Source organism: Pseudomonas sp. L-22-4S-12, assembly GCF_009799935.1.
GTDB lineage: Bacteria > Pseudomonadota > Gammaproteobacteria > Pseudomonadales > Pseudomonadaceae > Aquipseudomonas.
Map to the genome: position 1 here is coordinate 1 of NZ_WELL01000013.1, position 25,162 is coordinate 25,162.

19 protein-coding genes are annotated in these 25,162 nt (G+C 67.9%); 9 read left to right on the forward strand and 10 right to left on the reverse strand.

Annotated features, from left to right (window positions below; all coding sequences use genetic code 11):
• Positions 1-767: 767 nt before the first annotated feature.
• The 6 genes from F3I16_RS20360 to fdhF all read right to left on the reverse strand — a co-directional run bounded on the left by F3I16_RS20360 (position 768) and on the right by fdhF (position 8,870).
• Positions 768-3,449, reverse strand: coding sequence for a cation-transporting P-type ATPase (locus tag F3I16_RS20360; protein WP_218573349.1), 2,682 nt, complete (start codon positions 3,447-3,449; stop codon positions 768-770).
• A 104-nt stretch (positions 3,450-3,553) separates the two neighbouring features.
• Entirely contained in the window at positions 3,554-4,084 is a 531-nt protein-coding gene (locus tag F3I16_RS20365; protein ID WP_160495354.1) for a DUF6691 family protein, read from the reverse strand.
• A gap of 2 nt (positions 4,085-4,086) precedes the next feature.
• Positions 4,087-4,623 carry a YeeE/YedE thiosulfate transporter family protein gene (locus F3I16_RS20370; RefSeq protein ID WP_160495396.1) on the reverse strand — a complete coding sequence of 179 codons (537 nt, stop codon included), beginning with the start codon at positions 4,621-4,623 and terminating at the stop codon, positions 4,087-4,089.
• A gap of 305 nt (positions 4,624-4,928) precedes the next feature.
• A complete protein-coding gene (locus F3I16_RS20375) occupies positions 4,929-5,783 on the reverse strand; it encodes an FAD/NAD(P)-binding protein (RefSeq protein WP_160495355.1) in 855 nt (284 codons plus the stop codon).
• Entirely contained in the window at positions 5,780-6,799 is a 1,020-nt protein-coding gene (locus tag F3I16_RS20380; RefSeq protein WP_160495356.1) for a 4Fe-4S dicluster domain-containing protein, read from the reverse strand. Before F3I16_RS20380 ends, F3I16_RS20375 begins: the two co-directional genes overlap by 4 nt.
• A complete protein-coding gene (gene fdhF / locus F3I16_RS20385; protein WP_160495357.1) occupies positions 6,786-8,870 on the reverse strand; it encodes a formate dehydrogenase subunit alpha in 2,085 nt (694 codons plus the stop codon). Before fdhF ends, F3I16_RS20380 begins: the two co-directional genes overlap by 14 nt.
• Positions 8,871-9,068: 198 nt before the next feature.
• Here fdhF and F3I16_RS20390 point away from each other — a divergent pair, with 198 nt between their 5' ends.
• Complete coding sequence (locus tag F3I16_RS20390; RefSeq protein WP_160495358.1) at positions 9,069-9,611, forward strand: Hsp20/alpha crystallin family protein; 543 nt, start codon at positions 9,069-9,071, stop codon at positions 9,609-9,611.
• A 49-nt stretch (positions 9,612-9,660) separates the two neighbouring features.
• Here F3I16_RS20390 and F3I16_RS20395 read toward each other — a convergent pair whose 3' ends face one another.
• Positions 9,661-10,557 (reverse strand): universal stress protein, encoded by an 897-nt coding sequence (locus tag F3I16_RS20395; RefSeq protein WP_160495359.1) that lies wholly within the window; start codon positions 10,555-10,557, stop codon positions 9,661-9,663.
• Between the two features lie 325 nt (positions 10,558-10,882).
• Here F3I16_RS20395 and F3I16_RS20400 point away from each other — a divergent pair, with 325 nt between their 5' ends.
• The 3 genes from F3I16_RS20400 to F3I16_RS20410 all read left to right on the forward strand — a co-directional run bounded on the left by F3I16_RS20400 (position 10,883) and on the right by F3I16_RS20410 (position 13,571).
• Positions 10,883-11,917: a phosphotransferase gene (locus tag F3I16_RS20400; RefSeq protein WP_160495397.1), complete on the forward strand. Its 1,035-nt coding sequence runs from the start codon at positions 10,883-10,885 to the stop codon at positions 11,915-11,917.
• A gap of 283 nt (positions 11,918-12,200) precedes the next feature.
• Positions 12,201-12,941, forward strand: a complete 741-nt coding sequence (gene fnr, locus F3I16_RS20405) for a fumarate/nitrate reduction transcriptional regulator Fnr (protein WP_160495360.1) — start codon at positions 12,201-12,203, stop codon at positions 12,939-12,941.
• Between the two features lie 63 nt (positions 12,942-13,004).
• Entirely contained in the window at positions 13,005-13,571 is a 567-nt protein-coding gene (locus tag F3I16_RS20410; protein ID WP_160495361.1) for a phosphoribosyltransferase family protein, read from the forward strand.
• 277 nt (positions 13,572-13,848) lie between these two features.
• On the opposite strand, the gene F3I16_RS21120 is transcribed toward F3I16_RS20410, so the two are convergent.
• The 3 genes from F3I16_RS21120 to F3I16_RS20420 all read right to left on the reverse strand — a co-directional run bounded on the left by F3I16_RS21120 (position 13,849) and on the right by F3I16_RS20420 (position 16,340).
• Positions 13,849-14,505, reverse strand: coding sequence for a dienelactone hydrolase family protein (locus F3I16_RS21120; RefSeq protein WP_218573351.1), 657 nt, complete (start codon positions 14,503-14,505; stop codon positions 13,849-13,851).
• A complete protein-coding gene (locus tag F3I16_RS21125) occupies positions 14,505-15,203 on the reverse strand; it encodes a phosphoribosyltransferase (protein ID WP_218573352.1) in 699 nt (232 codons plus the stop codon). Before F3I16_RS21125 ends, F3I16_RS21120 begins: the two co-directional genes overlap by 1 nt.
• Positions 15,204-15,326: 123 nt before the next feature.
• Positions 15,327-16,340, reverse strand: coding sequence for a zinc-dependent alcohol dehydrogenase family protein (locus F3I16_RS20420; protein WP_160495362.1), 1,014 nt, complete (start codon positions 16,338-16,340; stop codon positions 15,327-15,329).
• Between the two features lie 212 nt (positions 16,341-16,552).
• Between F3I16_RS20420 and F3I16_RS20425 the strand changes: the two genes are divergently transcribed.
• The 5 genes from F3I16_RS20425 to F3I16_RS20445 all read left to right on the forward strand — a co-directional run bounded on the left by F3I16_RS20425 (position 16,553) and on the right by F3I16_RS20445 (position 25,159).
• Positions 16,553-17,470, forward strand: coding sequence for a LysR family transcriptional regulator (locus F3I16_RS20425; protein WP_160495363.1), 918 nt, complete (start codon positions 16,553-16,555; stop codon positions 17,468-17,470).
• Between the two features lie 171 nt (positions 17,471-17,641).
• On the forward strand, positions 17,642-18,883 hold the full coding sequence (mexE, locus tag F3I16_RS20430) for a multidrug efflux RND transporter periplasmic adaptor subunit MexE (protein WP_160495364.1): 1,242 nt from the start codon (positions 17,642-17,644) through the stop codon (positions 18,881-18,883).
• A gap of 13 nt (positions 18,884-18,896) precedes the next feature.
• Positions 18,897-22,076 carry an efflux RND transporter permease subunit gene (locus F3I16_RS20435; protein ID WP_160495365.1) on the forward strand — a complete coding sequence of 1,060 codons (3,180 nt, stop codon included), beginning with the start codon at positions 18,897-18,899 and terminating at the stop codon, positions 22,074-22,076.
• Positions 22,073-23,473 (forward strand): efflux transporter outer membrane subunit, encoded by a 1,401-nt coding sequence (locus F3I16_RS20440; RefSeq protein ID WP_160495366.1) that lies wholly within the window; start codon positions 22,073-22,075, stop codon positions 23,471-23,473. The genes F3I16_RS20435 and F3I16_RS20440 overlap by 4 nt, the downstream gene beginning before the upstream one ends.
• 396 nt (positions 23,474-23,869) lie before the next feature.
• Complete coding sequence (locus tag F3I16_RS20445; RefSeq protein WP_160495367.1) at positions 23,870-25,159, forward strand: glycosyltransferase family 4 protein; 1,290 nt, start codon at positions 23,870-23,872, stop codon at positions 25,157-25,159.
• The last annotated feature ends 3 nt before the right edge of the window (positions 25,160-25,162 follow it).

The following is a 25,162-nucleotide window of genomic DNA, read 5'->3' on the forward strand; positions in this document are numbered from 1 at the left end:
GGTGCTCCAGAACCATGCGCACGGCACGTTCACGGACTTCAGGGGAGTAGGTAGTAGTCTTTCTCATGGCCTCATCTTCTCAAGAGTTGAGGCCTCCACGAAACCCGGGGCGATTCACGTAAGCTTCCGTTATTCCTGAGGCTGGCGAGAAAGCCACTCAGTGCGGATTCGAGCATGGACATATCTAGCTCAGAGAGTATTCGATCCAGAGCGCCTGATCCGAACTGCCGGTCAGTCGCCTGGTAGAACCTCTCTACGGCATAAAGATGATGCCCTCGGGTTGTGAGCCCCATGTTGGCCTTAAGGACATCGGCCCACACAGTCGCCCAAAACCTAGGGAGGCTCAGATCATCGACCAGAAGCCAACCCTTGGTCGATTTGGGAATAGATGGGTTACGAAGTTTTATGCATGCCATAGGGCAGCGATGCTAGAGACGAAGCACCAACGCTAGCAAGCCTGGAGCCATGAGCCAAAGGGTTTCGTTGAGCTATGGAGGGGCACAATTGCAACACTTCTGAAACGGCATTCGTTTAACATAATATACATTATGCGAACTGTGGTAGTCGTGGATTCGCCCACAGCCCAGGTTCTGCCCGGTATCAATCACCACGCTTCATCTGCGCTCGACGTCTGGCCTGCTGCCGATCTACCAGGCTTTCTGCCGATCATCACCCATTGCCGCGGGCTTGTGCATTCGCATGCGCCGCGGGTGCCAACACCAAACACCGATGCGCCCGCATCCGTGTTGCCCACTGATCGTCCGTGACTAACTGCCACGCAGCATCACACGCTTGCGCAGTCCTTCCAGCAGCACCATGGCCAGCGCGAACGGCAGCATGAACAGCCAGGCATCGAGGGCCAAGGGCGCCGTGCCGAATAGCCAGTTGCCGAGGCTGGTGTAATTGATCAAGGCGATCAGCAGTAGCTCGAAGGCCACTCCGGCCCAGATCAGGCGGTTGGCCGGCCCGGTGCCGAACAAGGCGCCGCGCTCGTTGCGGCACAGGAACACATTGACCACCTGCATCAACACGATGGCGCTGAGACAGGCCGTGGTCGCCTCGCGGTACAGCGGCGCATCCTGGGCCAGGGTTTCGCCGAACTGCCAGCCGCCGCCGAGCAGGATGTAGAAAAACGCCGCCAGGGCCGCCGCGGCCTCGATCGGCCCGAGAAACAGATAGGCCCGGGCCAGCAGATGGCGGTCCAGCAGGCGCTCGTGTCGGGTCGGCGGTGGCCGGCGCATCAGCTCGGCACTTGGCCGTTCGGCACCGAGGCCCAGGGCCGGCACGATATCGGTGCCCAGGTCCACGGCGAGGATCTGCACCACAGTCAGCGGCAAGGGAATGCGCAGCAGGACGAAGGCCAGGTAAGGCACGACCTCGGGGATGTTCGAGGTGAGGATATAGGTCATGAAGCGGCGGATGTTCTGGAACACCGCTCTGCCCTCCTCTACGGCGGCCACGATGCTGGCGAAGTTGTCGTCCAGCAGCACCATGTCCGAGGCTTCGCGCGCGGCATCGGTACCGGACAGGCCCATGGCGATGCCGATATCGCCCTGACGCAGGGCCGGCGCGTCATTGACCCCGTCGCCGGTGACCGCCACGGTCTCGCCTTGCTCCTGAAGCATCTTGACGATCAGCAGCTTCTGTTCGGGGCTGACCCGGGCGAAGATCAGCTCGTCGGCCTCCAGGGCCAGGCGCAGCTGGCTATGGGACATGGCGGCCAGGGCGCTGCCGCTCACCACGCTCGGCTGGCCCGTGCTCAGACCGATCTCCCGGGCCACGGCCACGGCGGTGCGCGGATGGTCGCCGGTGACCATGACCACGCGGATGCCGGCCTCCCGGCAGCGGGTCACCGCCGCCGGGACTTGCGCCCGCGGCGGGTCTTCGAGCCCGACCAGGCCGAGCAGAACCAGCTCGCGCTCCAGGCCGTCGCGCTGGTAGTCCGGCGCGACCGGCCGGTAGGCGAAGGCCAGCACCCGCAGCCCGCGGTCGCCCAGGCGCTGCTCGGCGGCGCGCAAGCGTTCCCGATAGTCGTCATCCAGCGGCCGGGCTTCGCCGCCGAGTTCCACCGCGCTGGCCAACGGCAGCAGCGCCTCCAGGGCGCCCTTGCTGTAGAGGATCAGCCCCGCTGCGCCTTGGTGCAGGGTGGACAGCATGCGCCGCTCGGCACTGAACGGCAGCTGGTCCACCCGCGGCAGCTCGTCCCCGGCCCCGGCCTCCTCCGCCATCTGCCGTAGGGCCTGTTCGAGTGGGTCGCCGAGCAGGGTCGGCCGGCCATCGACTTCCCCGGGCTGCAGCGTGTGGCACAACGCGGCAGCTGCGCGCAAGGACGGCGGCAGGTCAGCCCCGGCGGCCGGCAGCTCGACCTCGCCATCGGCCCAGATCGCCACCCGGGCGCGCATGCGGTTCTCGGTCAGGGTGCCGGTCTTGTCGGTGCAGATCACCGTGGCGGAGCCGAGGGTCTCGACACTGGGCAGGTTGCGGATCAGCACGTTCTTCGCAGCCATGCGCTGGGCGCCCAGGGCCAGGGCCAGGGTGACGGTCGGCAGCAGGCCCTCCGGCACGTTGGCCACGATGATGCCGATGCCGAACAGGAAGCTGTCGCGAAAGCCCAGGCCGATCCACTGGCCCAGGACGAAGAACAGCACACCCAGCAGTACGGCCAGCCCGGCGATCAGCCGGCTCAGGCGATTGATCTGCTTCTGCAGCGGGCTCTGCACCTCGCCGCCGCTGTGGGTCAGGTGGGCGATGCGGCCGAACTCGGTGCGCATGCCGGTGGCGAAGACCAGGGCCTGCGCCTCGCCGCTCATCAGCACGCAGCCGGCCAGGAGGATGTTGCGGCAATGCAGCAGGTCGTCGCCGCTGGCCGGCTGGCTGTCGCGATCCACCGGGTAGGACTCGCCCGTCAGCGACGCGGTATTGACCCGCACGTCGAAGGCCTTGATCAGGCGACAGTCGGCCGGCACCTCGTCGCCGGCCGACAGCAGGATGATGTCGCCGGGAACCAGCAACGTGCGCTTGAGCTTGCCCAGGCGGCCCTCACGCAGCACCCGCACGGAGTCCGGCAGGAGCTGCTCCAGCGCCTGGATCGAGCGCTCGGCGCGGTGCTCCTGGGCGAACGAGAACAGTGCATTGATCACGATCACGCTGACGATGGCCACGCCCAGCGCGCCCAGGCCCGAGTCCGGGTCGCTGGCCTGGGCGAAGAAGGCCAGCAAGGCCGCCAGCCACAGGACAATTGCCAGGAAGTGGGTGAAGCCGGCGAGCAGCTGACGCCACCACGGCGCCCGCGCCACCCGCAGGATCTGGTTGGCCTGGAACTCCTGCAGCCGGCGGGCCGCTTCGGCCTCGCTGAGGCCGGCAGCCCGGGAACGCAGGCTGGCCAGCGCCTGCTGCGCATCCAGGGCCTGGATCTTCACCCGCGTGGCTCCCGCTGCGGGTCGCGACACGCCCCGTTCGGCCAGCCGCGCGGCATTGCTATTCTGGCCTTCACCTGGCGCTGTCCTCCGAACTACCGAGCAATGCCTGGGCGCTCCAATCGAGGCCGGTCCGCCTACAGCCCTTTGCGTTCGAACCAGCGGAACAGCTGCAGAATGCCGACGGCAAACAGCAGGATCAGCAACCAAGTCGGGATGCCCAGGGTTTGCGCCCAGCCGATCTTGCCGAAGTCCTGCCAGGCCAGCACGCTGGTCAACAGCAGCGGATAGAGTTCGGCGTACAGCGCCGCACCCAGCAGCATGCCGAGGATGGCGAACAGCGCATGCCAGCGCCCCTCGCCCAGCGCACCGACCGCGGTGCCGGGGCAGTAGCCCATCAGTGCCCAGCCGCCGCCGAACAGTGTGCCGCCCAGCAGGATGGCGCCGAGGTTCATCGGCTTGTGGCTCAGGGCCACGCCGCCGAACTCCGCCAGCAGGTTGATACCCAGCATGCCCACCAGGATGGCCGAGAGCATGAACTTGAATATCGTCATGTCCTTGAGCAGCAGCGCGCCGAGTTGTTTCTCGAAGCGCAGTACCCGGCCCTTCTGCAGCAGCAGGCCAAACAGCACGCCGGTGGCCAGACCCAACCAGAGCTCAGTGTTCATGCTCACCTCCTGCCGTAGAGCAGCGCGGCGACCAGCACGCCGACGGCAAAGAACAACGCCAGGGCCACCAGGGAGCTGACCGACAGCTGCATCATGCCGCTCAGGCCATGGCCACTGGGGCAGCCATCGGCCAGGCGCGCGCCGAACATCGCCAGCACCCCGCCAAACAACGCGGCGGCGGCCCGCCGCCCGAGCGATGGGCCAAAGCGCTCCTTCCAGATCGGTGGCACGGCCTCAAGCTTGAAGCTCTTGTCGCTCAGGGAACCGAGCAGCGCGCCGAGGAATATTCCGCCGACCAGCATCATCTGCCAGTCGACGCGGACCTTCTCCTTGCTGAAATAGACGTTGGCCGCGACATGCTCGGGCGCAACCTGCTGCTCGACCAGCCCGGCGACTCGGACGAAGGTCGTCGAGGCGCCCAAGTAGCTGGTCTTGCCCAGCAGCTCGGTGGTGGCATACACGGAAAGGATGGCCAGCAACCCCAACAAGGCTCCAGCCAGATAGGGGCTCCAGCCACCATCCACAGTGCGCAATTTCATCGCAAGCACCTCCTGCACGCTGCAGCCGCGAGCTACAGCCTTGCCGATCTGCCGCGTCCGCAGGCCTGCCGGACTGAACCGCGGACAGGCTGACGCAGCACCACAGCGACCCTGCGTTCGACCGCTCACGCCGATCGTCGAGTGTTCAGCCTGCGCCCCGCCCAGGCCCACCGCTTTGATTTGCATCAAATAGGCCTGCGGGGCACGCCTCACGCACAGGTAGTCGTCCATGACATTCCTGGTCTGCCCTGGCGCTGGTATGCGGGCTCCGAGCGCCTGTATGGTCCAGGGCGCAGGCTCGTGGCTCAGCTGCAGGAGCGTGGCGGCAGTACGGCGCTGCCCTGCCCGCCCTGCCCGCCCTGCTGGGCCAGCAGGTGCAGGTAGCGGTCGTAGCGGTAGGTCGGGCCGTCGCGGCAGGCGTAGCTGGCGCCGACATAGCAGTGCCCGCACAGCCCGTCGGCGCAGTGCATGCGCCGCTCGACGGACAGCCAGATGCGGCTGGGCGCCACGCCACGCCGCACGCATTCCTCGGCGCTAGCCCGCATCAGCGCTTCCGGCCCGCAGCACAGCAGCGCATCGGGCGGCTGGGCGGGGAACAGCTCGTCGAGATGGGCACTAGGCACGCCCTGGCGCTGGCCGGGCGCCGCCGTGTCGAGAGTTTCGATGAAGGGCAAGGTCTGCCGCCAGCGCTGGCGCTCGCGGCCCAGCACCTGGGTCGCGGCATGCCGGGCACCGTAGATCACGCGCAGCCGCGCCGGCAGGCGGTGCTCGCTGGCCTCGTCGAGCAGCCCGGCCAGCGGTGCCAGGCCGCAACCACCGGCTACCACCAGCACCTGCTGGCGCTGCAAGAACAGCGGCCAGCCCTTGCCGAACGGGCCGCGATAGCCGAGCACGCTGCCGTTCGCCCGCTCGAACAGCGCCGCGGTCAGGGCGCCGCAGCGGCGGATCAGGGCGCTGAACTGGCCGGCCGCATTGGGCAGGCTGACGTAGGTGAACGGTGCCTCGCCGCAACCCGGCACGGCGAGCACGAAGAACTGCCCGGGCATGGCGGCCAGGTCGGCCGCGCTCGGCGCGTCGATGCGGAAGCTGAAGTGGCGCGAGTCCTCGCCGTCCTCGTAGCTATCCTCCAGCAGCAGCCGGCGCGGGGTCAGGTTGATCATGGCCCGGCCACCTTGCGCATCACCCCGTGCACGCCGATGCCGCCGGGGCAGACCTGGTCGCAGCGGCCGCAGCCGACGCAGCCGTAGTGCTCGAAGCGCTCCTTGAAGGCCTCGCCGAACTTATGGAACCAGAAGCGCTGCACCCGCTGCCCGGCGCTGGCGCTGGGGTTGTGGCCGCTGGCCTCCTGCTGGAAGCCCTGGTACAGGCAGGAGTCCCAGACCCGCTCGCGCAGCATCTGCGTCTGGTCCGGCTGGCGCTCCAGCGGGGCGAAGCAGGAGCAGGTCGGGCACACCGAGGTGCAGCCCGAGCAGCCCAGGCAGCGCAGGCCCAGTTCCTCCCAGGTCGTGGCGGTGATGCTGCCCTGGTTGAGCGCGGCGATGCCGGCAATGATCTCCGGCTGCTCACCCTGTTCGTGGCTCACGCACTGGCTGTTGGCCGCCCGCTCGGCCTGCCAGCCAGCCTCGGCCAGAGGCAGCCGGAGGCCGCTCACGGCCGCCTGGCCGGCCTCCGAGGCCACCAGCAGCAGCCAGGCGGCGGCCGGGTCCTGGCGCGGCACCAGGATCAGGTCGGCGGTCTGCGCCTGCACCAGCGGGCCGCTGCCGAGGATGCTGCAGAAGCCGCCCGCGCAGCTGTGCAGGCAGTCGAGGCCGACCAGCAGGGTGGCGCGGCGGCGCACCTGGTAGTGCGGGTCCTCGGCGAAGAAGCGGTCCTGATAGGCCACCGCCTGCAGGTCGCAGGCATGCAGGCCGAACAGCACCTGCGGCACCACCTCCGGCAGGGCCGAGTAGAACTGCCCGCCGTCGAAGCGGAACAGCAGCTCGCGCTCGGCGAAGAAGAAGCTCTTGGCGGAAAACGGTGGCGGCTCGGCCGGCGGCGCGAAGGCGCTCGGGTCGCCGCTGCTAACCACCTGCCAGTGCTGGCCACCCTGCCCGTCCGCCCGCACTTCGTAGAGCCGGTGGCTCAGCGCCAGGTGGGCGCGCAGGCGCTCGGGCTGGTCGAGGCTATAGGCGCGCATGGCTGTCGCCCTCCGGCAACCGTGGCTGGGTGCCCGCCGGCAGGGCCTCGACCGCCACCGCGCAGGCCTTCAGCTCGGGCATCTTGCTCTGCGGGTCCTGGGCGCCGTTGGTCAGCTGATTGCAGGGCGCTTCGCGAAAATGATACGGCATGGCCAGCAGCCCCCGAGGCACGTCATCGGTGAGCCTGACCCGGGTCTCCAGGCGCCCTCGCCGCGAGCGCACGCACACCGCCTGCTGGTCGCGCAGGCCCAGCGCGGCGCCGTCGTCCGGGTGCATGAACAGCAGCGCGGCCGGCGTCTCGCGTTCGAGCAGCGGCGACTTGCGCGTCATCGAGCCACCGCCGTAGTGGAAATGCAGGCGATGGGTGGTGAAGGCGAAGGGGTACTCGGCGTCCGGGCACTCGTCCGGCTCCACCTGGCTTACCGGCAGCAGGCGCCCGCGCCCGCGCGGGAAGCCGTCGGCGTGCAGCAGCGGCGAACCTTGCGGATGTTCGCCGTCGCAGGGCCATTGCAGGCCGTGCCCGTGCTCCAGCGCCGGGTAGCTCATGGCCGAGCAGATCGGCGTCAGTGCGGCCATCTCGGCGAACACCGCCTCGGCATCGCTCCAAGCCATGCCGGCATAGCCCATGCGCGTGGCCAGCTCGGCGAGGATCTGCCAGTCGCCGCGCGCCGCGCCCGGCGCCTCGATGGCCTGGCGGATGCGCTGCACGCGGCGTTCGCAGTTGGTAAAGGTGCCGTGCTTCTCGGCGAAGGACGCGGCCGGCAGCACCACGTCGGCCAGCTTGGCGGTCTCGGTCAGGGTCAGCTCGACCACCACGAGAAAGTCCAGGGCCGCCAGGGCGCGGGCCACGTGGTTCTGGTCCGGGTCGGTGAGCACCGGCTCCTCGCCCATGATCATCAGCGCGCGCAGCTCGCCGGCCAGCGCCGCTTGGGTCATGCCCAGCGAGGTCAGCCCCGGCTGGGCGGGCGGCGGCACGCCCCAGGCCGCGGCGAACTTGGCCTGCACCGCCGGGTCGGCGGCGGCCTGGTAGCCGGGGTAGACGTTGGGCAGGCAGCCCATGTCGCAGGCGCCCTGCACGTTGTTCTGCCCGCGCAGCGGGTTGATCCCGCTGCCGGGGAGGCCGACCTGGCCACAGGCCAGCGCCAGGTTGGACACCGCGATGACGTTGTTGGTCCCGCTCTGGAACTGGGTGATGCCCATGCCGTAGGCGGTGAAGGCGCTGCGCGCATGGCTGTAGAGGTAGGCCACCCGCTCCAGCTCGGCCACGCCGATGCCGGTCTGCGCGCTGCACTGGGCCAGGCTCAGCTCGGCCAGGTGCCGGCGCAACGGCTCGATGCCCTCGCAGCGCGCGGAGATGAACTCGCGATTCTCCCAGCCGTTGGCCAGGATGATCTGCAGCAGGCCGTTGAGCAGCGCGATATTGCTGCCCAGGCGCAGCTGCAGGTGGATGTCGGCCAGGCGCGCCAGGCGCGTGCGACGCGGGTCGACGACGATCAGCGTGGCGCCGCGGGCCTGGGCGCGCAGCATGCGCGCGCCGATCATCGCGTGGTTCTCGGTGACGTCGGCGCCGATCACCAGGATCAGCTCGGCCTGGTCGATGTCGGCGATGCTGTTGGTCATCGCCCCGGAGCCGAGGGTGCGCGCCAGGCCGGCTACCGACGGGCTGTGGCAGATGCGCGCGCAGTGGTCGATGTTGTGGCTGCCGAGCACGGCGCGGGCGAACTTCTGCGCGGCGTAGTTATCCTCGTTGCTGGCGCGGGCGCAGCTGATCACCCCCACCCCGCTCGGCCCCAGCTCTTCCAGCACCGCGCCAAATTCGTCGGCGACCCGCTCAAGCGCCTCGTCCCAGCTGGCCGGGCGGAACTGGCCGTGCTCCTTGATCAGTGGCTGGGTCAGGCGGTTGGCGGTGTCGATGGCGAAGCTGCTGGCCCAGCCCTTGGCGCACAGCTGGCCCTGGCTCACCGGGTGACCGGGCTGGGGCTCCACGCCGACCACGCGGCCGCCCTCCACGCGCAAACCGATGCCGCAGCCGACGCCACAGAAGGTGCATATGCTCGGAACGACGCGCATCGAACCACCCCGCCGCTGGATTTGCTTCAGGCTAGGCCCTGCTCCGCGCGCCCGGTTTGATCCGGATCAAAAACTCGGGACGCCGGCCCGATCGGTGGAACTGGTCGCTTTTTGATCAGGATCAAAACCAGGCTGGGGCTGCCGCGCAGAATGGAGTGCGTCCACTTGCGGACCAACTGTGATAAGGAGGGAGCGAACATGTCTAGCACCGAGAGAAAGCTGCCGATAAGCACCGATGAGCCTCGCGCCAAAGGCGTCACTCAGACGGAGCCTCGGCATTTTTTGGATAATCTGCGCCGGCAGATCGATAACCTGTTCGAGGATTTCGGCCATAGCCCCTTGCATCTGCCGTTCGGCCGCAGCGCCTTCGAAGTCGAGCCGTTCTGGCCGCGCGCCCTGCTCGGCCAAGGCATGCCCGCCGTGGATATCGCCGAGAAGGAGCGCAGCTTCGAGATCACCGCCGAACTGCCCGGCCTGGATGAAAAAAACATCGAACTCAAGCTGAGTAACGGCAACATGATCATCCGTGGCGAGAAGAAACAGGAGACTGAGGAGAAGACCAAGGACTATCACCTCTCCGAACGTCATTACGGCTCCTTCGAGCGCATTTTTAGCCTGCCCAAGGGCATCGACACCGACAAGATCGAGGCCAGTTTCGCCAAGGGCGTGCTGACCATCTCGATGCCGAAGAAACCCGAGGCCATCAAGCCGGAGAAAGTCATCCCGGTAAAAGCGGGTTGAACGGCTAATACACGCCCCGGCCGCTGGCGACCGGGGCATCCTTGGCACTTTAGACCTTGACCACCAGAATGCTGCACGGCGCGCGGTACAGCAGGTGTTCGGTGGTGCTGCCGACCAGCTTGTCCAGGCCCGTGTGGTGCAGGGTGCCCAGCACTATCACGTCGACCCCGTTGCGCGCCGCGTAATCGGCCAGCGCCCGGGTTGGCGTGCCGCGGATGAAATGCCGGCGCTCGGCCGGCACTCTGTACTGCTCGGCCAGGGCGAAGAAGGCCTTCTCCAGCGAGTGGCGCAACTGCTCGGCCAGGTCGGCCAGCACCAGGCCGCCGCCGCCGGCATCGGACAGGTAGACCGACGACACGTCGTAGGTGTGCACCAGGTGCAGTTCGGCATCGCACTGCAGGGCCAGGGCGTTGGCGGCCTGGATGATCCGCTCGTTGAGCCCGCTGATCGATGTTTCCGGGCGCGAGGGGTCGACCGCCGCCATGATCTTGCGTGGCAACGCCTGGCCGGCGGCGCCGACCAGGTGCACCGGCACCGGGCACTCGCGCAGCAGATGCCAGTCCAGTGGGGTGAAGAAGGCGCGCTTGAACGCCGACTCGTGGCGCACGTCCTTGATCAGCAGGTCCGGCTGCATTTCCGCCACGTGCTGGAGGATTTCCTCCAGCACCGCAGCGGTCCAGACCACTTCCGTGGTGGCCCTGATGCCCTGGCTGCGCAACGTGGCGGCCTGCTCGTCGAGGCGCTTGCGCTGTTCCTGCAGGTAAGTGTCGCGGACCTGGTCCTGCGTCGCCTGGTCCAGCCAGGGCGAGTTGCTGAACGGCTCGACGAAGGCGCAGATGTGCAGCGCCGCGCCACAGGCCTGGGCCAGGGCGGTGGCACGCTGCAGGGCGGCGGAATTCTGCTGCTCGGGATCGATGATCAGCAGCAGTTGTTGATACTGGCTCATGGCAAACCTCCGGGGCGTTGGGGGGGGCGGTGCCAGCAGGCGGACGTGGCGTTGCGCGGCCAGCACAGCAGCACCGGGCTGAATCACTGATACCCGTTCAGCCTCCCCCCGCACGGCGGCGCCCGCTTTGATTTGCATCAAGTGACGGCGCCAAGCCGTTGATCGGTATCCGCACCGCGCCGGGCGAGCCCGCGCATGCTGGGGAGGTCTAGCCGCGAAGGAGCCTGTGTCATGAGTCATCCGTACCGGCCCTGCCGGGGCACGGTTGATGCGCCCTAGCCAAGCGCCCGGGCAGGCCGGCGCCTTGCCCTCCCCCGGCAGCGCCATGCACGGCCAGGACGAGGTCATCGCCTTTCTCTCCCGCGCGCAGAGCTACGGCGCGCCCGGTGGCCGTGTCGAGTGCATCGCCACCCACGGCTCGCTGGTCTTCCTGCAGGGCGATCAGGCCTACAAGCTCAAGCGGGCCGTGGCCTATGCCGCCCTGGATTTCCGTAGCCTGGACAGCCGCCAGCAGGCCTGCCACGCCGAACTGCGGCTGAACCGCCGCACCGCGCCGCAGCTGTACCTAGAAGTACGCTCGATCAACCGGGCGGCGAGCGGCCAGCTGGCTTTCGACGGCCCCGGCCCCGCGCTGGACTGGGTGGTGGTGATGCGGCGCTTCCCGCAAAGCGCGCTGTTCGAGCGCATGGCGCTGGCCGGGCAGCTGGACGCCGCGCTGATGGACGAACTCGGCGTGGCCATCGCCCGCTTCCACGGCACCGCCGAAATCACCCCGGCCTTCGGCGGCGCCAGCGGCATCGCCCAGGCCATCGAGGACAACCACCAGGAACTGCGCCACTACCTGCAACTGCTCGACGCCCGCGCCGTGCAGGTGCTCTACGACAGCTCACGCAGCGCACTCGACGGCCTCGGCGCCGAACTCGAGCGGCGCCGCCACCAGGGCCGGGTCCGGCGTTGCCACGGCGATCTGCGCCTGGCCAATATCTGCCTGTTCGAAGGTCGCCCGACCCTGTTCGACGGCATCGAGTTCAGCGAGCCGATTGCCTGCATCGACGTGCTCTACGACCTGGCCTTCGTGCTGATGGACCTGCAGCACCACGGCTACCCGGAACTGGCCCTGCGCCTGCTCGGCAGCTACCGGGCACACGGCTGCGCGGGCGAGGATTGCCGCGTGCTGCCGCTGTTCCTCGCCGTACGCGCCGCCACCCGCAGTTACACCCTGGCCTGCAGCGCCACGCGCCAGGACGATCCGCTCGTAAGCCAGGACAAGGCCCGCCAGGCCCGCGCCCTGCTGCAGCAAGCCCAGGCCCACCTGGCCAAGGCGAGCCCACTGCTGCGTCTGCTCGGCTCGGGCGGTTAGCCCCAACTGCTCACCTCCAGTGGCCATTTACTGTACCGGGCCTACGCAGGGCAGACCCCGGTGCAGTGGTGCGCAGGGAAATCCGTGCACGCTCGGCCGCAAGGACTGCACTTACGCCAGCCCTGCCCGGCCGCCCCGTACGCGCCAGCCGCGGGCCCAAGCTCGCCGGGCCCGGGGTCTTTCCGACCAAGGGCGAAGGAGCGTACGGCAAACCGCTACCTGCCCGGAGGAAAGCGACTAGCCTTACCGGGGTCAGGTTCTAGCGCCGTGGAGGTGGAAACCCTTGCCAGCCGACAAGCGTCCTGCGGCGACTCGCCTCGCCGTTGAATCGCCCGTTAATTGTCACAGTTGCAGCATCAGTCGCCTCTGCCTGCCATTCAGCCTGCGGGATACGGAAGTTGACCAACTGGAGGGCATCGTCAGGCGTAACCCGCCGCTGCACAAGGGCGACTACCTGTTTCGCGCCGGCGAGCCCATGCGTCAGGTATTCGCCGTGCGTTGCGGCTCGTTGAAGACCTTTCTGCTCAATCAGGAAGGCAGCGAACAGATCACCGGCTTCCACCTGCCGGGCGAGTTGCTCGGCCTGGATGCGCTGGGCACCGAGCACTACCTCAGCTATGCCGTGGCCCTGGAGACTTCACTGGTCTGCAGCATTCCCTTTGCCCAGCTGGAAGAGCTGGCCGGCAGCATTCCCCAGTTGCGCAAGCAGTTGTTGAGTACCCTGAGCCGGGAAATCCATGCCGAGCAGGAACACCTCGGCCATAGTCGGGAGCGCGCAGAGCAGCGCCTGGCTGCCTTCCTCGTCCAGCTGTCACTGCGCCATAGCCAGCGTGGCTTGTCGGCGCAGGTATTCAACCTGCCGATGAGCCGGGGCGAGATCGGCAATTACCTCGGGCTGACCACCGAGACAGTCAGCCGCCTGTTCACCCGCTACCGCAACAGCGGCCTGATTCGCCTCAATGGCCGGGAAATCCAGCTGACCGACTTGCCCGCCCTGCACCAGCTGGGCACCGCCTGCGCCTAGCCGGCGTCCCGCCCGAGGTGCAGCGCCAACGCCAACCAACCGCCAGGCGCAGGAAACCCGCCGATGCAGTCCACTCCCTCAGTCAAGCGTTTGTGCCTGTACGAGGCCGATGAAGTCGATGCCATCCTCGCCGCGATGGCGCAGCGCGCCGCCGCCCTGCTGCCCGCCGGGCCGTGCGCGCTGGTCGGCATCCTGCGCCGCGGCGAGCCGCTGGCGCGCCTGCTGCAGCAGCACCTGGCGCGCCTGCGCGGGCAAGCCGAGCTGCCGCTGTATGCGCTGAAGGTCAAGCGCTACGCCGACGATCTCGGCCTGCTGCATGCGCAGACGGCGCTGACCGACAACCCGCAGCTGGCCGCGCTGGACCTGGCCAACACCGCCCTGCTGGTGGTCGATGACGTGCTCTACGAAGGTCACTCGCTGTTGCGCACCTGTGCCTACCTGACCCGCCTCGGCGCGCGCGAGGTGCGCACCGCAGTGCTGGTCGACCGGCATGTCTGCCGACTGCCGATCCACGCCGATATCGTCGGCGTGCACCTGCAGGTGGTACCCGGCGACATCGTCGAATGCCACGTGCCGCCCTACGAGGCGCAGCTGCGCATCGAACTGATCCGTCACGGCGCCGCGAGCTAGCAAATGTTTCCTACTCGTTGCCTCCATCATCGAGCTTTAGTGGGAGCGGATTTATCCGCGATACGCAGGCCACTCAGAGCAGGCCCTGATCGCGAATGAATTCGCTCCCACGAACGGCCAGAGCAGCCACCGCAAGCACCTGCCCCGCACGAACCCTGTGGGCGGAGCTATCCGTGATCGAGCGACGATACGGGCGCATCTTCCGCGGCTAAAACCGTACCCATACAACCGCGCTGCGCAGCAACACTGAATGGGGGCAGAGCCTTTGCAACACCTGCTAGGCCGTCGCGGCGCCCAGGTGGCGCACGAACCAGTCGCCGGCCAGGCGGGCCACCTCCTCCATGGCGCCCGGTTCCTCGAACAGATGGGTGGCGCCGGGAATGACCTGCAACTGCTGTTCGCCGGGCAACTGGCGGCTGGCCTCGCGGTTCAGCCGCCACACGCCGGGGTCGGCGCTGCCGACGATCTGCAGGGTCGGCGCCAGCACCCGGGTCAGCGCGGCGCCGGCCAGGTCACTGCGGCCACCCCGGGACACCACTGCGCAGACCCGCTGCGGCCGTTCGGCCGCGGCCCGCAATGCCGCCGCGGCGCCGGTGCTCGCGCCGAACAGGCCCAGGCGCAGGGGCGCCAGTTCGGCGTCGTGGCCGAGCCAGTCGATCACCCCGAGGATGCGCCGCTCCAGCAGCGCAATGTCGAAGCGCAGCTCGCAGGTGACCCGGTCGATGCGCTGCTCGGCCTCGCTGAGCAAGTCAAACAGCAGGGTGGCCAGGCCGCGCGCGGCGAACTCCCGGGCCACCTGGCGATTGCGTGGGCTGAAGCGGCTGCTGCCGCTGCCGTGGACGAACACCACCAGGCCCTGGGCGCCCTCCGGCAGCAGCAGGTCGGCAACCAGCCGCACACCGGACAGTTGCAGATGCAGGGTGCGTTGCAACATCAGTCCGCCTCGCCCGTCGGGCCCTGTTCGCAGGGGCGCTGCCAGGCCAGGCCCAGCAGGCTGCGCACTTCGCCGTCCGAGACCTGGGGAAAGGCGGCATACCAGTAGCCGATGGCGGCCAGCATGTCCGGCACCAGCGGGCAGACGATCTCGTCGACCTCCGCCTGCAGCTGCGCCACGCTGTCTGCCGCGGCCACCGGCACGGCCAGTACGATGCGCGCCGGCTCCTGCTGCCGGGCCGCCTTGATCGCCGCGCGCATGCTGGCACCGGTGGCCACGCCGTCGTCGACCAGGATCAGCTGCTGGCCGCGCAGCGCCGGCAAGGGCCGCTCGCCGCGATAGGCATGGGTGCGCCGCAGCAGTTCGCGGGTTTCCTGGGCGACGACCGCGGCGATGGCCGCCCGGCTGACATGGCAGGAGGCGATCACATCCTCGTTGAGCACCTGCACGCTGTTGCTGGCGATGGCGCCCATGGCCAGTTCCGCCTGCCAGGGCACGCCGAGTTTGCGCACCAGCAGCAGGTCCAGGCGCACATCGAGGGCCATGGCGATTTCATAGGCGATCGGCACGCCGCCACGGGGCAGCGCCAGCACCAGCACGTCGCGACGTTGGCGATAGGCGGACAGCAGGCGCGCCAGCGCTTTGCCGGCGGTGGCACGGTCAGGAATGGGAGCTTCAAGGGCTGCGTGCGGGCACATCCGAATCCCCTCGATGGGGTGATACGGGCACCATGCGCCCTATCGCTCGATCATTTTTTGATCACGATCAAATTGCCGCGCGATGCGCGCGGTTCCGGTCCTGCGGGCCGGAACCGCGGTGGATCAGACCTGCAGAACCACGCGCCCACGGCGTGGGCAGGTTTCCATGAGGCGGTGGGCGGCCACTACCTGATCGAAGGCGAAGACCCGCTCGATCTGGGTGCGCAGCAGGCCGTCGCTGGTCAGCTGGTTGACGCCTTGCAGGGCCTTGGCCACGGCATCGGTGTCCTGCGGGATACCGAGCTCTTCCTTGCCGGTGAAGTTGCCGAGGCAATGGACGAAGAATTGGATGTTCTTCTGGAACGCGGCACAGGCCGGGAACGGCGTTTCGTTGCCGCCCTGCAGGCCGAACAGGATCAAGCGCCCGCGAGGCGCCAGGACGTCGCCGAGCAGGCACATCTGCGGGCCGCCCAAGGCGTCCATGACGATATCGACGCCGCGCCCGTCGGTCAGTTTGGCAACGCGGCTGACCAGGTCCTGTTCCTCGGTGAGGATCACCGCGTCGGCGCCCAGCTCGCGCAGGTAGTCGGCGTCCTCGGCAAATTCGGTGGCGGCGATCACCTTGGCGCCCAGGGCCTTGCCCAGCTGCACGATATACGGCCCCCAGCACTGGCTGGCGGCGGTGACCAGCACGCTTTCGCCGGGCTTGAGCTTGGCCAGATCGATGAAGCCGAACCAGCCGACCAGCGATGGCAGGTAGTGCACGCTGGCCTGCTGCGCAGTCAGAGTATCCGGGTAGCGGGTCAGCGAGGTACGCGGCAATACAACGTCCTCGGCGTAGCTCGGGTAACGGTTGAGGCTGTGGCCGGGGAAGCTGGCCACCTTGTCGCCTACCGCCAGGTCATCCACGCCTTCGCCCACGGCCAGCACCACGCCGGCCATCTCATGGCCGAGACTGGCCGGCAGCTGGGCCGGAGTGGGCGCCAGGTTCTGCCGCCAGAGCACGTCGTACCAGCTGACGCCGATCGCCTCGACGCGAATCAGCACTTCGCCGGCGCCCGGAGCCGGGCACTGGCGCTCTTCGATCTTGAGGACGTCGGCCTCGCCGAACTGGTGGAAACGAATGATGCGGGACATCGCGAACCTCGCCGGTTAACCCCTATGGCCACGGACTTTATCCGGGCTTAGCCGACAACGCCACCAGCCGGGGCTAATAGTGACCATGCTTGTCGATGATGATGAGCTGTCGCTGCATCATCCACTTCGTATAGTGTATTGCCTGTCGACCACCAACCGCATTAGCCTGCATGGTGCAGCCAATTGCGCAGTCACACCAGAATGGACACCGGATGAACCGCAACGATCTCCGCCGCGTCGACCTCAACCTGTTGATCGTGTTCGAGACGCTGATGCATGAGCGCAGCGTGACGCGCGCCGCGGAAAAGCTGTTCCTCGGCCAGCCGGCGATCAGCGCCGCCCTCGCCCGCCTGCGTACCCTGTTCGACGATCCGCTGTTCGTGCGTACCGGGCGCAGCATGGAGCCCTCGGCGCGGGCGGTGGAAATCTTCGCCCTGCTCTCTCCCGCCCTGGATTCGATTTCCACCGCAGTCAGCCGCGCCGCCGAATTCAACCCGGCCACCAGCAACGCGGTGTTTCGCATCGGCCTGTCCGACGATGTCGAGTTCGGCCTGCTGCCGCCGCTGATCAAGCGCCTGCGCGCCGAGGCACCGGGCGTGGTGCTGGTGATTCGGCGCACCAACTACCTGCTGATGTCGGGCCTGCTGGCCTCCGGGGAAATCTCCGTGGGCGTCGGTTACACCGAGGAACTGCCCGCCAATGCCAAGCGCAAGGTGCTGCGGCGCAGCAAGCCCAAGCTGCTGCGCGCCGACACCGCCCCGGGGCGGCTCGGCCTGGATGAGTTCTGCGCCCGCCCGCACGCGCTGGTGTCCTTTGCCGGCGACCTTGGCGGTTTCATCGACGAGGAACTGCACAAGCTCGGCCGCCAGCGCCGGGTGGTGCTGGCCGTGCCGCAGTTCAACGGCCTCGGCACATTGCTCAGCGGCACCGACATCCTCGCCACCGTGCCCGACTACACCGCGGCGGCGCTGACCGCCGCCGGTGGCGTGCGCGCCGAGGACCTGCCGCTGGACTGCCCCAGCTTCGAGCTGCACATGGCCTGGCGCGGCGCCCAGGACAACGACCCGGCCGAACGCTGGCTGCGTTCGCGCATCCAGATGTTCTGTGGCGACCCGGACAGCCTCGCCTGAGGCCAGGCAAGCGCTCAGCTCCGGCCCCTCTGCTCACATGGCGGCTTATCGATACAAGCCTGCCAATCATCATTCCCGCTGATATTCATTTTCGAATCGTTCGATTCGTTCGCTGCAACACCGCGCCGCAGACTCCGCCCATTCGTAAATCCAATCTGGCGGAGTTCTCACATGGACCGGTTTTCTACCCCCCTCTTGCGCTATCCCCTGGCCCTCGCCGCGATCCTGGTGCTCGGCGCCTGCGGCAAGGCGCCGGAAAGCGCCGCCCAGCATCCGGCCGCCAAGGTCAGCGTGGCCGAAGTGATCCAGCAGCCGATCAACGAATGGGACGAGTTCACCGGGCGCCTGGAAGCTCCGGAGTCGGTGGACGTGCGTCCGCGCGTGTCCGGCTACATCGACCGCGTGGCCTTCCGCGAAGGCAGCCTGGTGAAGAAAGGCGACCTGTTGTTCCAGATCGACCCGCGCCCGTTCGAGGCCGAGGTTAAGCGCCTGCAGGCGCAAGTGCAGCAGGCCCGCGCCAGCCACACCCGGGCCGCCAATGAAGCCCGCCGTGGCGAGCGCCTGCGCCAGAGCAACGCGATTTCCGCCGAACTGGCCGATGCCCGCGCCAGCGCCGCCGCCGAGGCCCAGGCCGCCGTCGCCGCCGCCCAGGCTGAACTGGACAACGCCACGCTCAACCTCAGTTTCACCCGCATCACCGCACCCATCGACGGGCGCGTCAGCCGCGCCGAGATCACCGAAGGCAACCTGGTGGGCGCCGGTCAGTCGCTGCTGACCACCCTGGTCTCCACCGACAAGGTCTACGCCTACTTCGACGCCGACGAGCGCGTGTTCCTCAAGTACGTCGAGCTGGCCCGCCAGTCCGGCGGCCAGACCCGCGATGCCAGCCCGGTGTACCTCGGCCTGTCCAGCGAGGACGGCAACCCGCACCTGGGGCAGCTGGATTTCCTCGACAACCAGGTCAACCCGCAGACCGGCACCATCCGTGGTCGCGCCGTGTTCGACAACCGTGACGGCCGCTTCACCCCCGGCCTGTATGCCCGGCTGAAACTGGTCGGCAGCAGCCGCTACGACGCCACGCTGATCCAGGACGCCGCGGTCGGTACCGACCTGGGCAAGAAGTTCGTCCTGGTGCTGGACAAGGACAACGCCGTGCAATACCGCGCCATCGAGCTGGGACCGAAGCTGGAAGGCCTGCGCATCGTGCGCAGCGGCCTGGCCAAGGGCGAGAAGATCGTGGTCAACGGCCTGCAGCGCGCCTTCCCCGGCTCGACGGTCGATCCGCAGGCCGTGCCGATGGCCGACGAGCAGACCCTCGCCGCCCTGGCCAGCCAACGCCAGGCCGTGGACGCCAGCGCCGCCCCGCGCGTGGCCGAGAAAACCGCCAAGCCCGCCACTGCGCCGCGCGGCTAACAGGTAGAAGACGATGAATTTCTCGCAATTCTTTATCCAGCGGCCGATCTTCGCCGCCGTGCTGTCGCTGCTGATCCTGATCGGCGGGGCCATCTCGCTGTTCCAGCTGCCGATCAGCGAATACCCGGAAGTGGTGCCGCCGACCGTGGTGGTGCGCGCCAACTTCCCCGGCGCCAACCCCAAGGTGATCGGCGAAACCGTCGCCTCGCCGCTGGAACAGGCGATCACCGGGGTCGAGGGCATGCTCTATATGTCGTCCCAGGGCACCGCCGACGGCAAGCTGACCCTGACCATCACCTTCGCCCTCGGCACCGACCTGGACAACGCCCAGGTACAGGTGCAGAACCGCGTGACCCGGACCATGCCGACCCTGCCCACTGAAGTGCAGCGTCTCGGCGTGACCGTCGACAAGGCCTCGCCCGACCTGACCATGGTCGTGCACCTGACCTCGCCGGACGACCGCTACGACATGCTCTACCTGTCCAACTACGCTGCGCTCAACGTCAAGGACGAGCTGGCGCGCCTGGATGGCGTGGGTGACGTGCAGCTGTTCGGCCTGGGCAACTACTCGCTACGCGTGTGGCTCGATCCGAACAAGGTGGCTTCGCGCAACCTGACCGCTTCGGATGTGGTCAACGCCATCCGCGAACAGAACCGCCAGGTGGCCGCCGGCTCCCTCGGTGCTCCGCCTTCGGATGCGGGCAACAGCTTTCAGTTGTCGATCAACACCCAGGGCCGTCTGGTCAGCGAGGAAGAGTTCGAGAACATCATCATCCGCGCCGGTGAAGATGGCGAAATCACTCGCCTGAAGGACATCGCCCGGATCGAGCTGGGTTCCAGCCAGTACGCCCTGCGCTCCTTGCTGAACAACAAGCCGGCGGTGGCCATCCCGGTATTCCAGCGCCCCGGTTCCAACGCCATCGAGATTTCCGATGCGGTGCGTGCCCGCATGGCCGAACTGAAGCAGAGCTTCCCTCAGGGCGTGGACTACGAAATCGTCTACGACCCAACCATCTTCGTACGTGGCTCCATCGAGGCGGTGGTGCATACCCTGCTCGAAGCCATCATCCTGGTGGTGCTGGTGGTGATTCTGTTCCTGCAGACCTGGCGCGCCTCGATCATCCCGCTGGCCGCCGTGCCGGTGTCGTTGATCGGCACCTTCGCCGTGATGCACATGTTCGGCTTCTCGCTCAACGCGCTGTCCTTGTTCGGCCTGGTGCTGGCCATCGGCATCGTGGTGGACGACGCCATCGTGGTGGTGGAGAACGTCGAGAGGAACATCGGCCTGGGCAAGTCACCGGTGGAAGCCACCCGCCAGGCCATGAAGGAAGTGACCGGTCCGATCGTCGCCACCGCCCTGGTGCTGTGCGCCGTGTTCGTGCCGACCGCCTTCATCTCCGGCCTCACCGGGCAGTTCTACCAGCAGTTCGCCCTGACCATCGCCATCTCCACGGTGATCTCGGCGTTCAACTCGCTGACCCTGTCGCCGGCCCTGGCCGCCGTGTTGCTCAAGGATCACCACGCGCCCAAGGACCGTTTCTCCAAGGTGTTGGACAAGCTGTTCGGCGGCTGGCTGTTCAACCCGTTCAACCGTTTCTTCGACCGCGCCAGCCACGGCTACGTCGGCACCGTGAAGCGCGTGCTGCGCGGCAGCTCGATTGCCCTGCTGGTCTATGGCGGCCTGCTGGTGCTCGGCTACCTGGGCTTCTCCAGCACCCCGACCGGCTTCGTGCCGCAGCAGGACAAGCAGTACCTGGTCGCCTTCGCCCAGCTGCCGGACGCCGCCACCCTCGACCGCACCGAGGCGGTGATCAAGCGCATGTCGGAGATCGCCGGCAAGCACCCGGGTGTGGAGAACACCGTGGCCTTCCCGGGCCTGTCGATCAACGGTTTCACCAACAGCCCGAACAGCGGCATCGTGTTCACCCCGCTCAAACCGTTCGACGAGCGCAGTGATCCGTCGATGTCCGCCGGCGCCATCGCCGCCGAGCTGAATGCCCAGTTCGCCGAGATCCAGGACGCCTACATTGCCATCTTCCCGCCGCCCCCCGTGCAGGGACTCGGCACCATCGGTGGCTTCCGCCTGCAGGTGGAAGACCGTGGCAGCCTGGGTTACGAGGAACTGTACCAACAGACCCAGAACATCATCGCCAAGGCGCGCCAGCTGCCGGAACTGGATCCGATGTCGGTGTTCACCAGCTACCAGGTCAACGTGCCGCAGATCGATGCCAACATCGACCGCGAGAAGGCCAAGACCCACGGCGTGGCCATCAGCGACATCTTCGACACCATGCAGGTGTACCTGGGCTCGCTGTACGCCAACGACTTCAACCGTTTCGGCCGCACCTACCAGGTCAACGTCCAGGCCGACCAGCAGTTTCGTCTGGAGCCCGAGCAGATCGGCCAACTCAAGGTGCGCAACAACCGTGGCGAGATGATCCCGCTGTCCACCTTCGTCAAGGTCGACAGTGCCTCGGGCCCGGACCGGGTGATGCACTACAACGGCTTCCTCACCGCCGAGATCAACGGCGCGGCGGCGCCCGGCTACAGCTCCGGCCAGGCCGAGGCAGCCATCGCCAAACTGCTCGACGAGGAGTTGCCCAACGGCATGACCTACGAATGGACCGAGCTGACCTACCAGCAGATCCTCGCCGGCAATACCGCGATCTTCATCTTCCCGCTCTGCGTGCTGCTGGCCTTCCTGGTGCTGGCCGCCCAGTACGAAAGCTGGAGCCTGCCGCTGGCGGTGATCCTGATCGTGCCGACCGTGCTGTTCTCCGCCATCGTCGGGGTGATCCTGGCCGGCGGCGACAACAACGTGTTCACCCAGATCGGCCTGATCGTGCTGGTGGGTCTGGCATGCAAGAACGCCATCCTCATCGTCGAGTTCGCCAAGGAGAAACAGGAAGAAGGCCTGGATCGTATGACTGCGGTGCTGGAAGCCTGCCGCCTGCGTCTGCGCCCGATCCTGATGACCTCCATCGCCTTCATCATGGGCGTGGTGCCCCTGGTGCTGTCGTCCGGCGCCGGCGCCGAGATGCGCCATGCCATGGGCGTCGCGGTGTTCAGCGGGATGATTGGCGTGACCTTCTTCGGCCTGCTGCTAACTCCGGTGTTCTACGTACTGATCCGTGGTTTCGTGGAGAAACGCGAGGCGAAGAAAGCCGCTCGTCTGCAGGAGGTGCACGCATGAGGCCGCTACTTCCCGCCCTGCTCGCCCTGGCCCCCGCTTTTATGTTGGCTGCCTGCGCCGTCGGTCCGGACTACCAGGCGCCGGAAACCCAACCAGCGCAGATCACTGCGCTGGAGGCCGGCGACTACGACCGCACCGACTTCGAATCGGCCTGGTGGCAGCAGTTCGACGACCCCACCCTGAGCCAGCTGGTACAGCAGTCGCTCGAGGAAAACCGCGAGCTGCGCGTGGCCTTCGCCCGCCTGCGCGCCGCCCGCGCCATCCGCGACGATGTCGGCAACGACCAGCTGCCGGTGATCACCAGTCGCGCCAGCGGCGAATTCGGCAAGGCCCAGCAACCGCCGACCAGCGAGCAGCGCATCCGCCAGGAACGCTACGACCTGGGCCTGGACATGGCCTGGGAACTCGATCTGTTCGGCCGCATCCAGCGCAGCATCGAGGCCAGCGAGGCGCAGAGCGAGGCCGCCGAGGCCGAGCTGTACCAGCTGCAGGTCAGCCTGATCGCCGAGCTGGTGGACGCCTACGGCAACCTGCGCGGCGCCCAGCTGCGCGAGCGCATCGCCCGCGACAACCTGAAGAACCAGAGCCAGTCGCGCGCCCTCACCGAGCAACTGCGCGACGCCGGCATCGGCAGCGAGCTGGACGTGCTGCGTGCCGATGCCCGCCTGGCCGCCACCGAGGCCAGCCTGCCGCAGCTGCAGGCCGAGGAAGCCCGTGCCCGCCACCGCATCGCCACCCTGCTCGGCCAGCGCCCGGAACAACTGAGCGTGGACCTGTCGGCCAGGCCGCTGCCGGTGATCGCCAAGGCCCTGCCGATCGGCGACCCCGCCGAGCTGCTGCGCCGCCGTCCAGACGTACGCGTGGCCGAGCGCCAGCTGGCCGCCGCCACCGCCAATGTCGGCGTGGCCACGGCCGACCTGTTCCCCAGGGTCAGCCTCTCGGGCTTCCTCGGCTTCACCGCCGGGCGCGGCTCGCAACTGGGCGCGGCGGCGGCCAACGCCTGGGGCGTGGCGCCGACCATCAGCTGGGCCGCCTTCGATCTGGGCAGCGTGCGTGCCCGCCTGCGCGGCACCGAGGCCGAGGCCGATGGTGCGCTGGCCAGCTACGAGCAGCAGGTGCTGCTGGCCCTGGAGGAATCGGAAAACGCCTTCAGCGACTACGCCAAGCGCCAGCAGCGCCTGGTTTCGCTGGTGCGCCAGGTCGAAGCCAGCCGCGCGGCGGCCGAACAGGCGGCGATTCGCTACCGCGAAGGCACCGAGGACTTTCTGGTGCTGCTCGACGCCGAGCGCGAGCGCCTGGCCGCCGAGGATGCCCAGGCCCTGGCCGAAGTCGAGCTGTACCGCGGCATAGTCGCGATCTACAAGGCCCTCGGCGGAGGTTGGCAGCCGCAGGTCTGAATGAACTGAAGTTCCTCCTGGGTCGATATCCTCCTTGTCGACCACCCTACTCCCCGCGGCTGCGCTCCTGGCCGTGGGGATTTTTTTGTCTCGGCAAAACCAGCCGGCTCCCTGTGCCTCAATTCGCGGCTGAAGCCGCGCCTACAGGAGCCTGTTGCGCCGCACAGGGCTTGATCAACCACGGCTTGGCGTAGGAGCGGCTTTAGCCGCGATACACAGGCAGCTCGGCGTAGGCCCTGATCGCGAATGAATTCGCTCCCACAAACAGCCAGAGCAGCCACCGTGAACACTTGCCCCAAACAACAGCTACGCGTAACAGGTACATAACCGCTGGTTAACCCGCCCCACCGGTCGGCCTGGCTATAATCGCGCCCTCAACGCACAGGGGAACTCGTCATGCAGGTACTGATCATCGGCTATGTCTGGCCGGAACCGCGCTCGTCCGCGGCGGGCAGCCGGATGATCGAGCTGATCGAGTTGCTGCGCGCTCAGGGCTGGCCGGTGACTTTCGCCAGCGCCGCTGCGCTGTCCGAGCATCGCGCCGAGCTGGCCGCGCTCGACGTGCCGGAAGTGCCGATCACCCTCAACTGCGACAGCTTCGACGCCTTCGTCGGCGAGCTGCAGCCGGATCTGGTGCTGTTCGACCGTTTCTTCAGCGAGGAACAGTTCGGCTGGCGCATCGAGCGTGCCTGTCCGAACGCCCTGCGCATCCTCGATACCTGCGACCTGCACAGCCTGCGCGATGCCCGCCAGCGCCTGCTGAAAGCCGCGCAGCAGGCCTGCGCCAGCGAGGCGGAGAAACAGCAGCAAGGCGCCGTCAACGCCACGCCCGGCGAGCTGTTCACCGCCATGGCCACGGACGACCTGGCCCAGCGCGAGGTCGCCGCCATCTACCGCAGCGACCTGACCCTGCTGATCTCCGACTTCGAGCAGGCGCTGCTGCAAGAGCGGTTCGGCGTGCCGCCCGCCCTGCTCCACCATTGCCCGCTGATGCTGATCCCCACGGCCACCGCGCAGCCGCCCTTCGCGCAGCGCGCGAACTTCCTCAGTATCGGCAACTTCCGCCACGCGCCCAACTGGGACGCCGTGCTGTGGCTCAAGCAGCAGCTCTGGCCGCTGATCCGCCAGCGCCTGCCGCAGGCGCAGCTGCATGTCTACGGTTCCTACACGCCGCCGAAGGCCACGGCCCTGCACAACCCCAAGCAGGGTTTCCATGTGCTCGGCTGGGCCGACGACGCCCATGCGGTGATGGTCCAGGCCCGCGTGTGCCTGGCGCCGCTGCGTTTCGGCGCCGGGATCAAGGGCAAGCTGGCCGATGCCATGGCCTGCGGCACGCCCAGCGTGACCACGCCGATCGGCAGCGAAGGCATGGCCGGCGAGCTGCCCTGGGGCGGCGCGGTGGTCGCCGACGCCCAGGCCTTTGCCGATGCCGCGGTGGCCCTGCATGAGGACCCGGCGCTGTGGCTACAGGCGCAGGGCAACGGCGAGCGCATCCTCGGCGCACGCTTCGACCGCCGGCAGGCCGGCCAGGCGCTGATCGAGCGCCTGCTGGCCCTGCGTGCCAACCTGGCGGCCGAGCGCCGCGCCAACTTCGTCGGCGGCATGCTGCGCCACCACACGCTCAAGAGCACCCAGTACATGGCGCAGTGGATCGCCGCGAAGAACCGCCCCGCGTCAGGCGCCTGAGGC

Coding starts and splice junctions, on each gene's coding strand:
- F3I16_RS21120 (WP_218573351.1), bottom strand. CDS start 14,505: ATGTTGCAACGCACCCTGCATCTGCAACTGTCCGGTGTGCGGCTGGTT.
- mexE (WP_160495364.1), top strand. CDS start 17,642: ATGGACCGGTTTTCTACCCCCCTCTTGCGCTATCCCCTGGCCCTCGCC.
- F3I16_RS20440 (WP_160495366.1), top strand. CDS start 22,073: ATGAGGCCGCTACTTCCCGCCCTGCTCGCCCTGGCCCCCGCTTTTATG.
- F3I16_RS20380 (WP_160495356.1), bottom strand. CDS start 6,799: ATGCGCGCCTATAGCCTCGACCAGCCCGAGCGCCTGCGCGCCCACCTG.
- F3I16_RS20420 (WP_160495362.1), bottom strand. CDS start 16,340: ATGTCCCGCATCATTCGTTTCCACCAGTTCGGCGAGGCCGACGTCCTC.
- fdhF (WP_160495357.1), bottom strand. CDS start 8,870: ATGCGCGTCGTTCCGAGCATATGCACCTTCTGTGGCGTCGGCTGCGGC.
- F3I16_RS20395 (WP_160495359.1), bottom strand. CDS start 10,557: ATGAGCCAGTATCAACAACTGCTGCTGATCATCGATCCCGAGCAGCAG.
- F3I16_RS20375 (WP_160495355.1), bottom strand. CDS start 5,783: ATGATCAACCTGACCCCGCGCCGGCTGCTGCTGGAGGATAGCTACGAG.
- F3I16_RS20445 (WP_160495367.1), top strand. CDS start 23,870: ATGCAGGTACTGATCATCGGCTATGTCTGGCCGGAACCGCGCTCGTCC.
- F3I16_RS20425 (WP_160495363.1), top strand. CDS start 16,553: ATGAACCGCAACGATCTCCGCCGCGTCGACCTCAACCTGTTGATCGTG.
- F3I16_RS20390 (WP_160495358.1), top strand. CDS start 9,069: ATGTCTAGCACCGAGAGAAAGCTGCCGATAAGCACCGATGAGCCTCGC.
- F3I16_RS21125 (WP_218573352.1), bottom strand. CDS start 15,203: ATGTGCCCGCACGCAGCCCTTGAAGCTCCCATTCCTGACCGTGCCACC.
- F3I16_RS20400 (WP_160495397.1), top strand. CDS start 10,883: ATGCACGGCCAGGACGAGGTCATCGCCTTTCTCTCCCGCGCGCAGAGC.
- F3I16_RS20435 (WP_160495365.1), top strand. CDS start 18,897: ATGAATTTCTCGCAATTCTTTATCCAGCGGCCGATCTTCGCCGCCGTG.
- F3I16_RS20410 (WP_160495361.1), top strand. CDS start 13,005: ATGCAGTCCACTCCCTCAGTCAAGCGTTTGTGCCTGTACGAGGCCGAT.
- F3I16_RS20370 (WP_160495396.1), bottom strand. CDS start 4,623: ATGAAATTGCGCACTGTGGATGGTGGCTGGAGCCCCTATCTGGCTGGA.
- F3I16_RS20365 (WP_160495354.1), bottom strand. CDS start 4,084: ATGAACACTGAGCTCTGGTTGGGTCTGGCCACCGGCGTGCTGTTTGGC.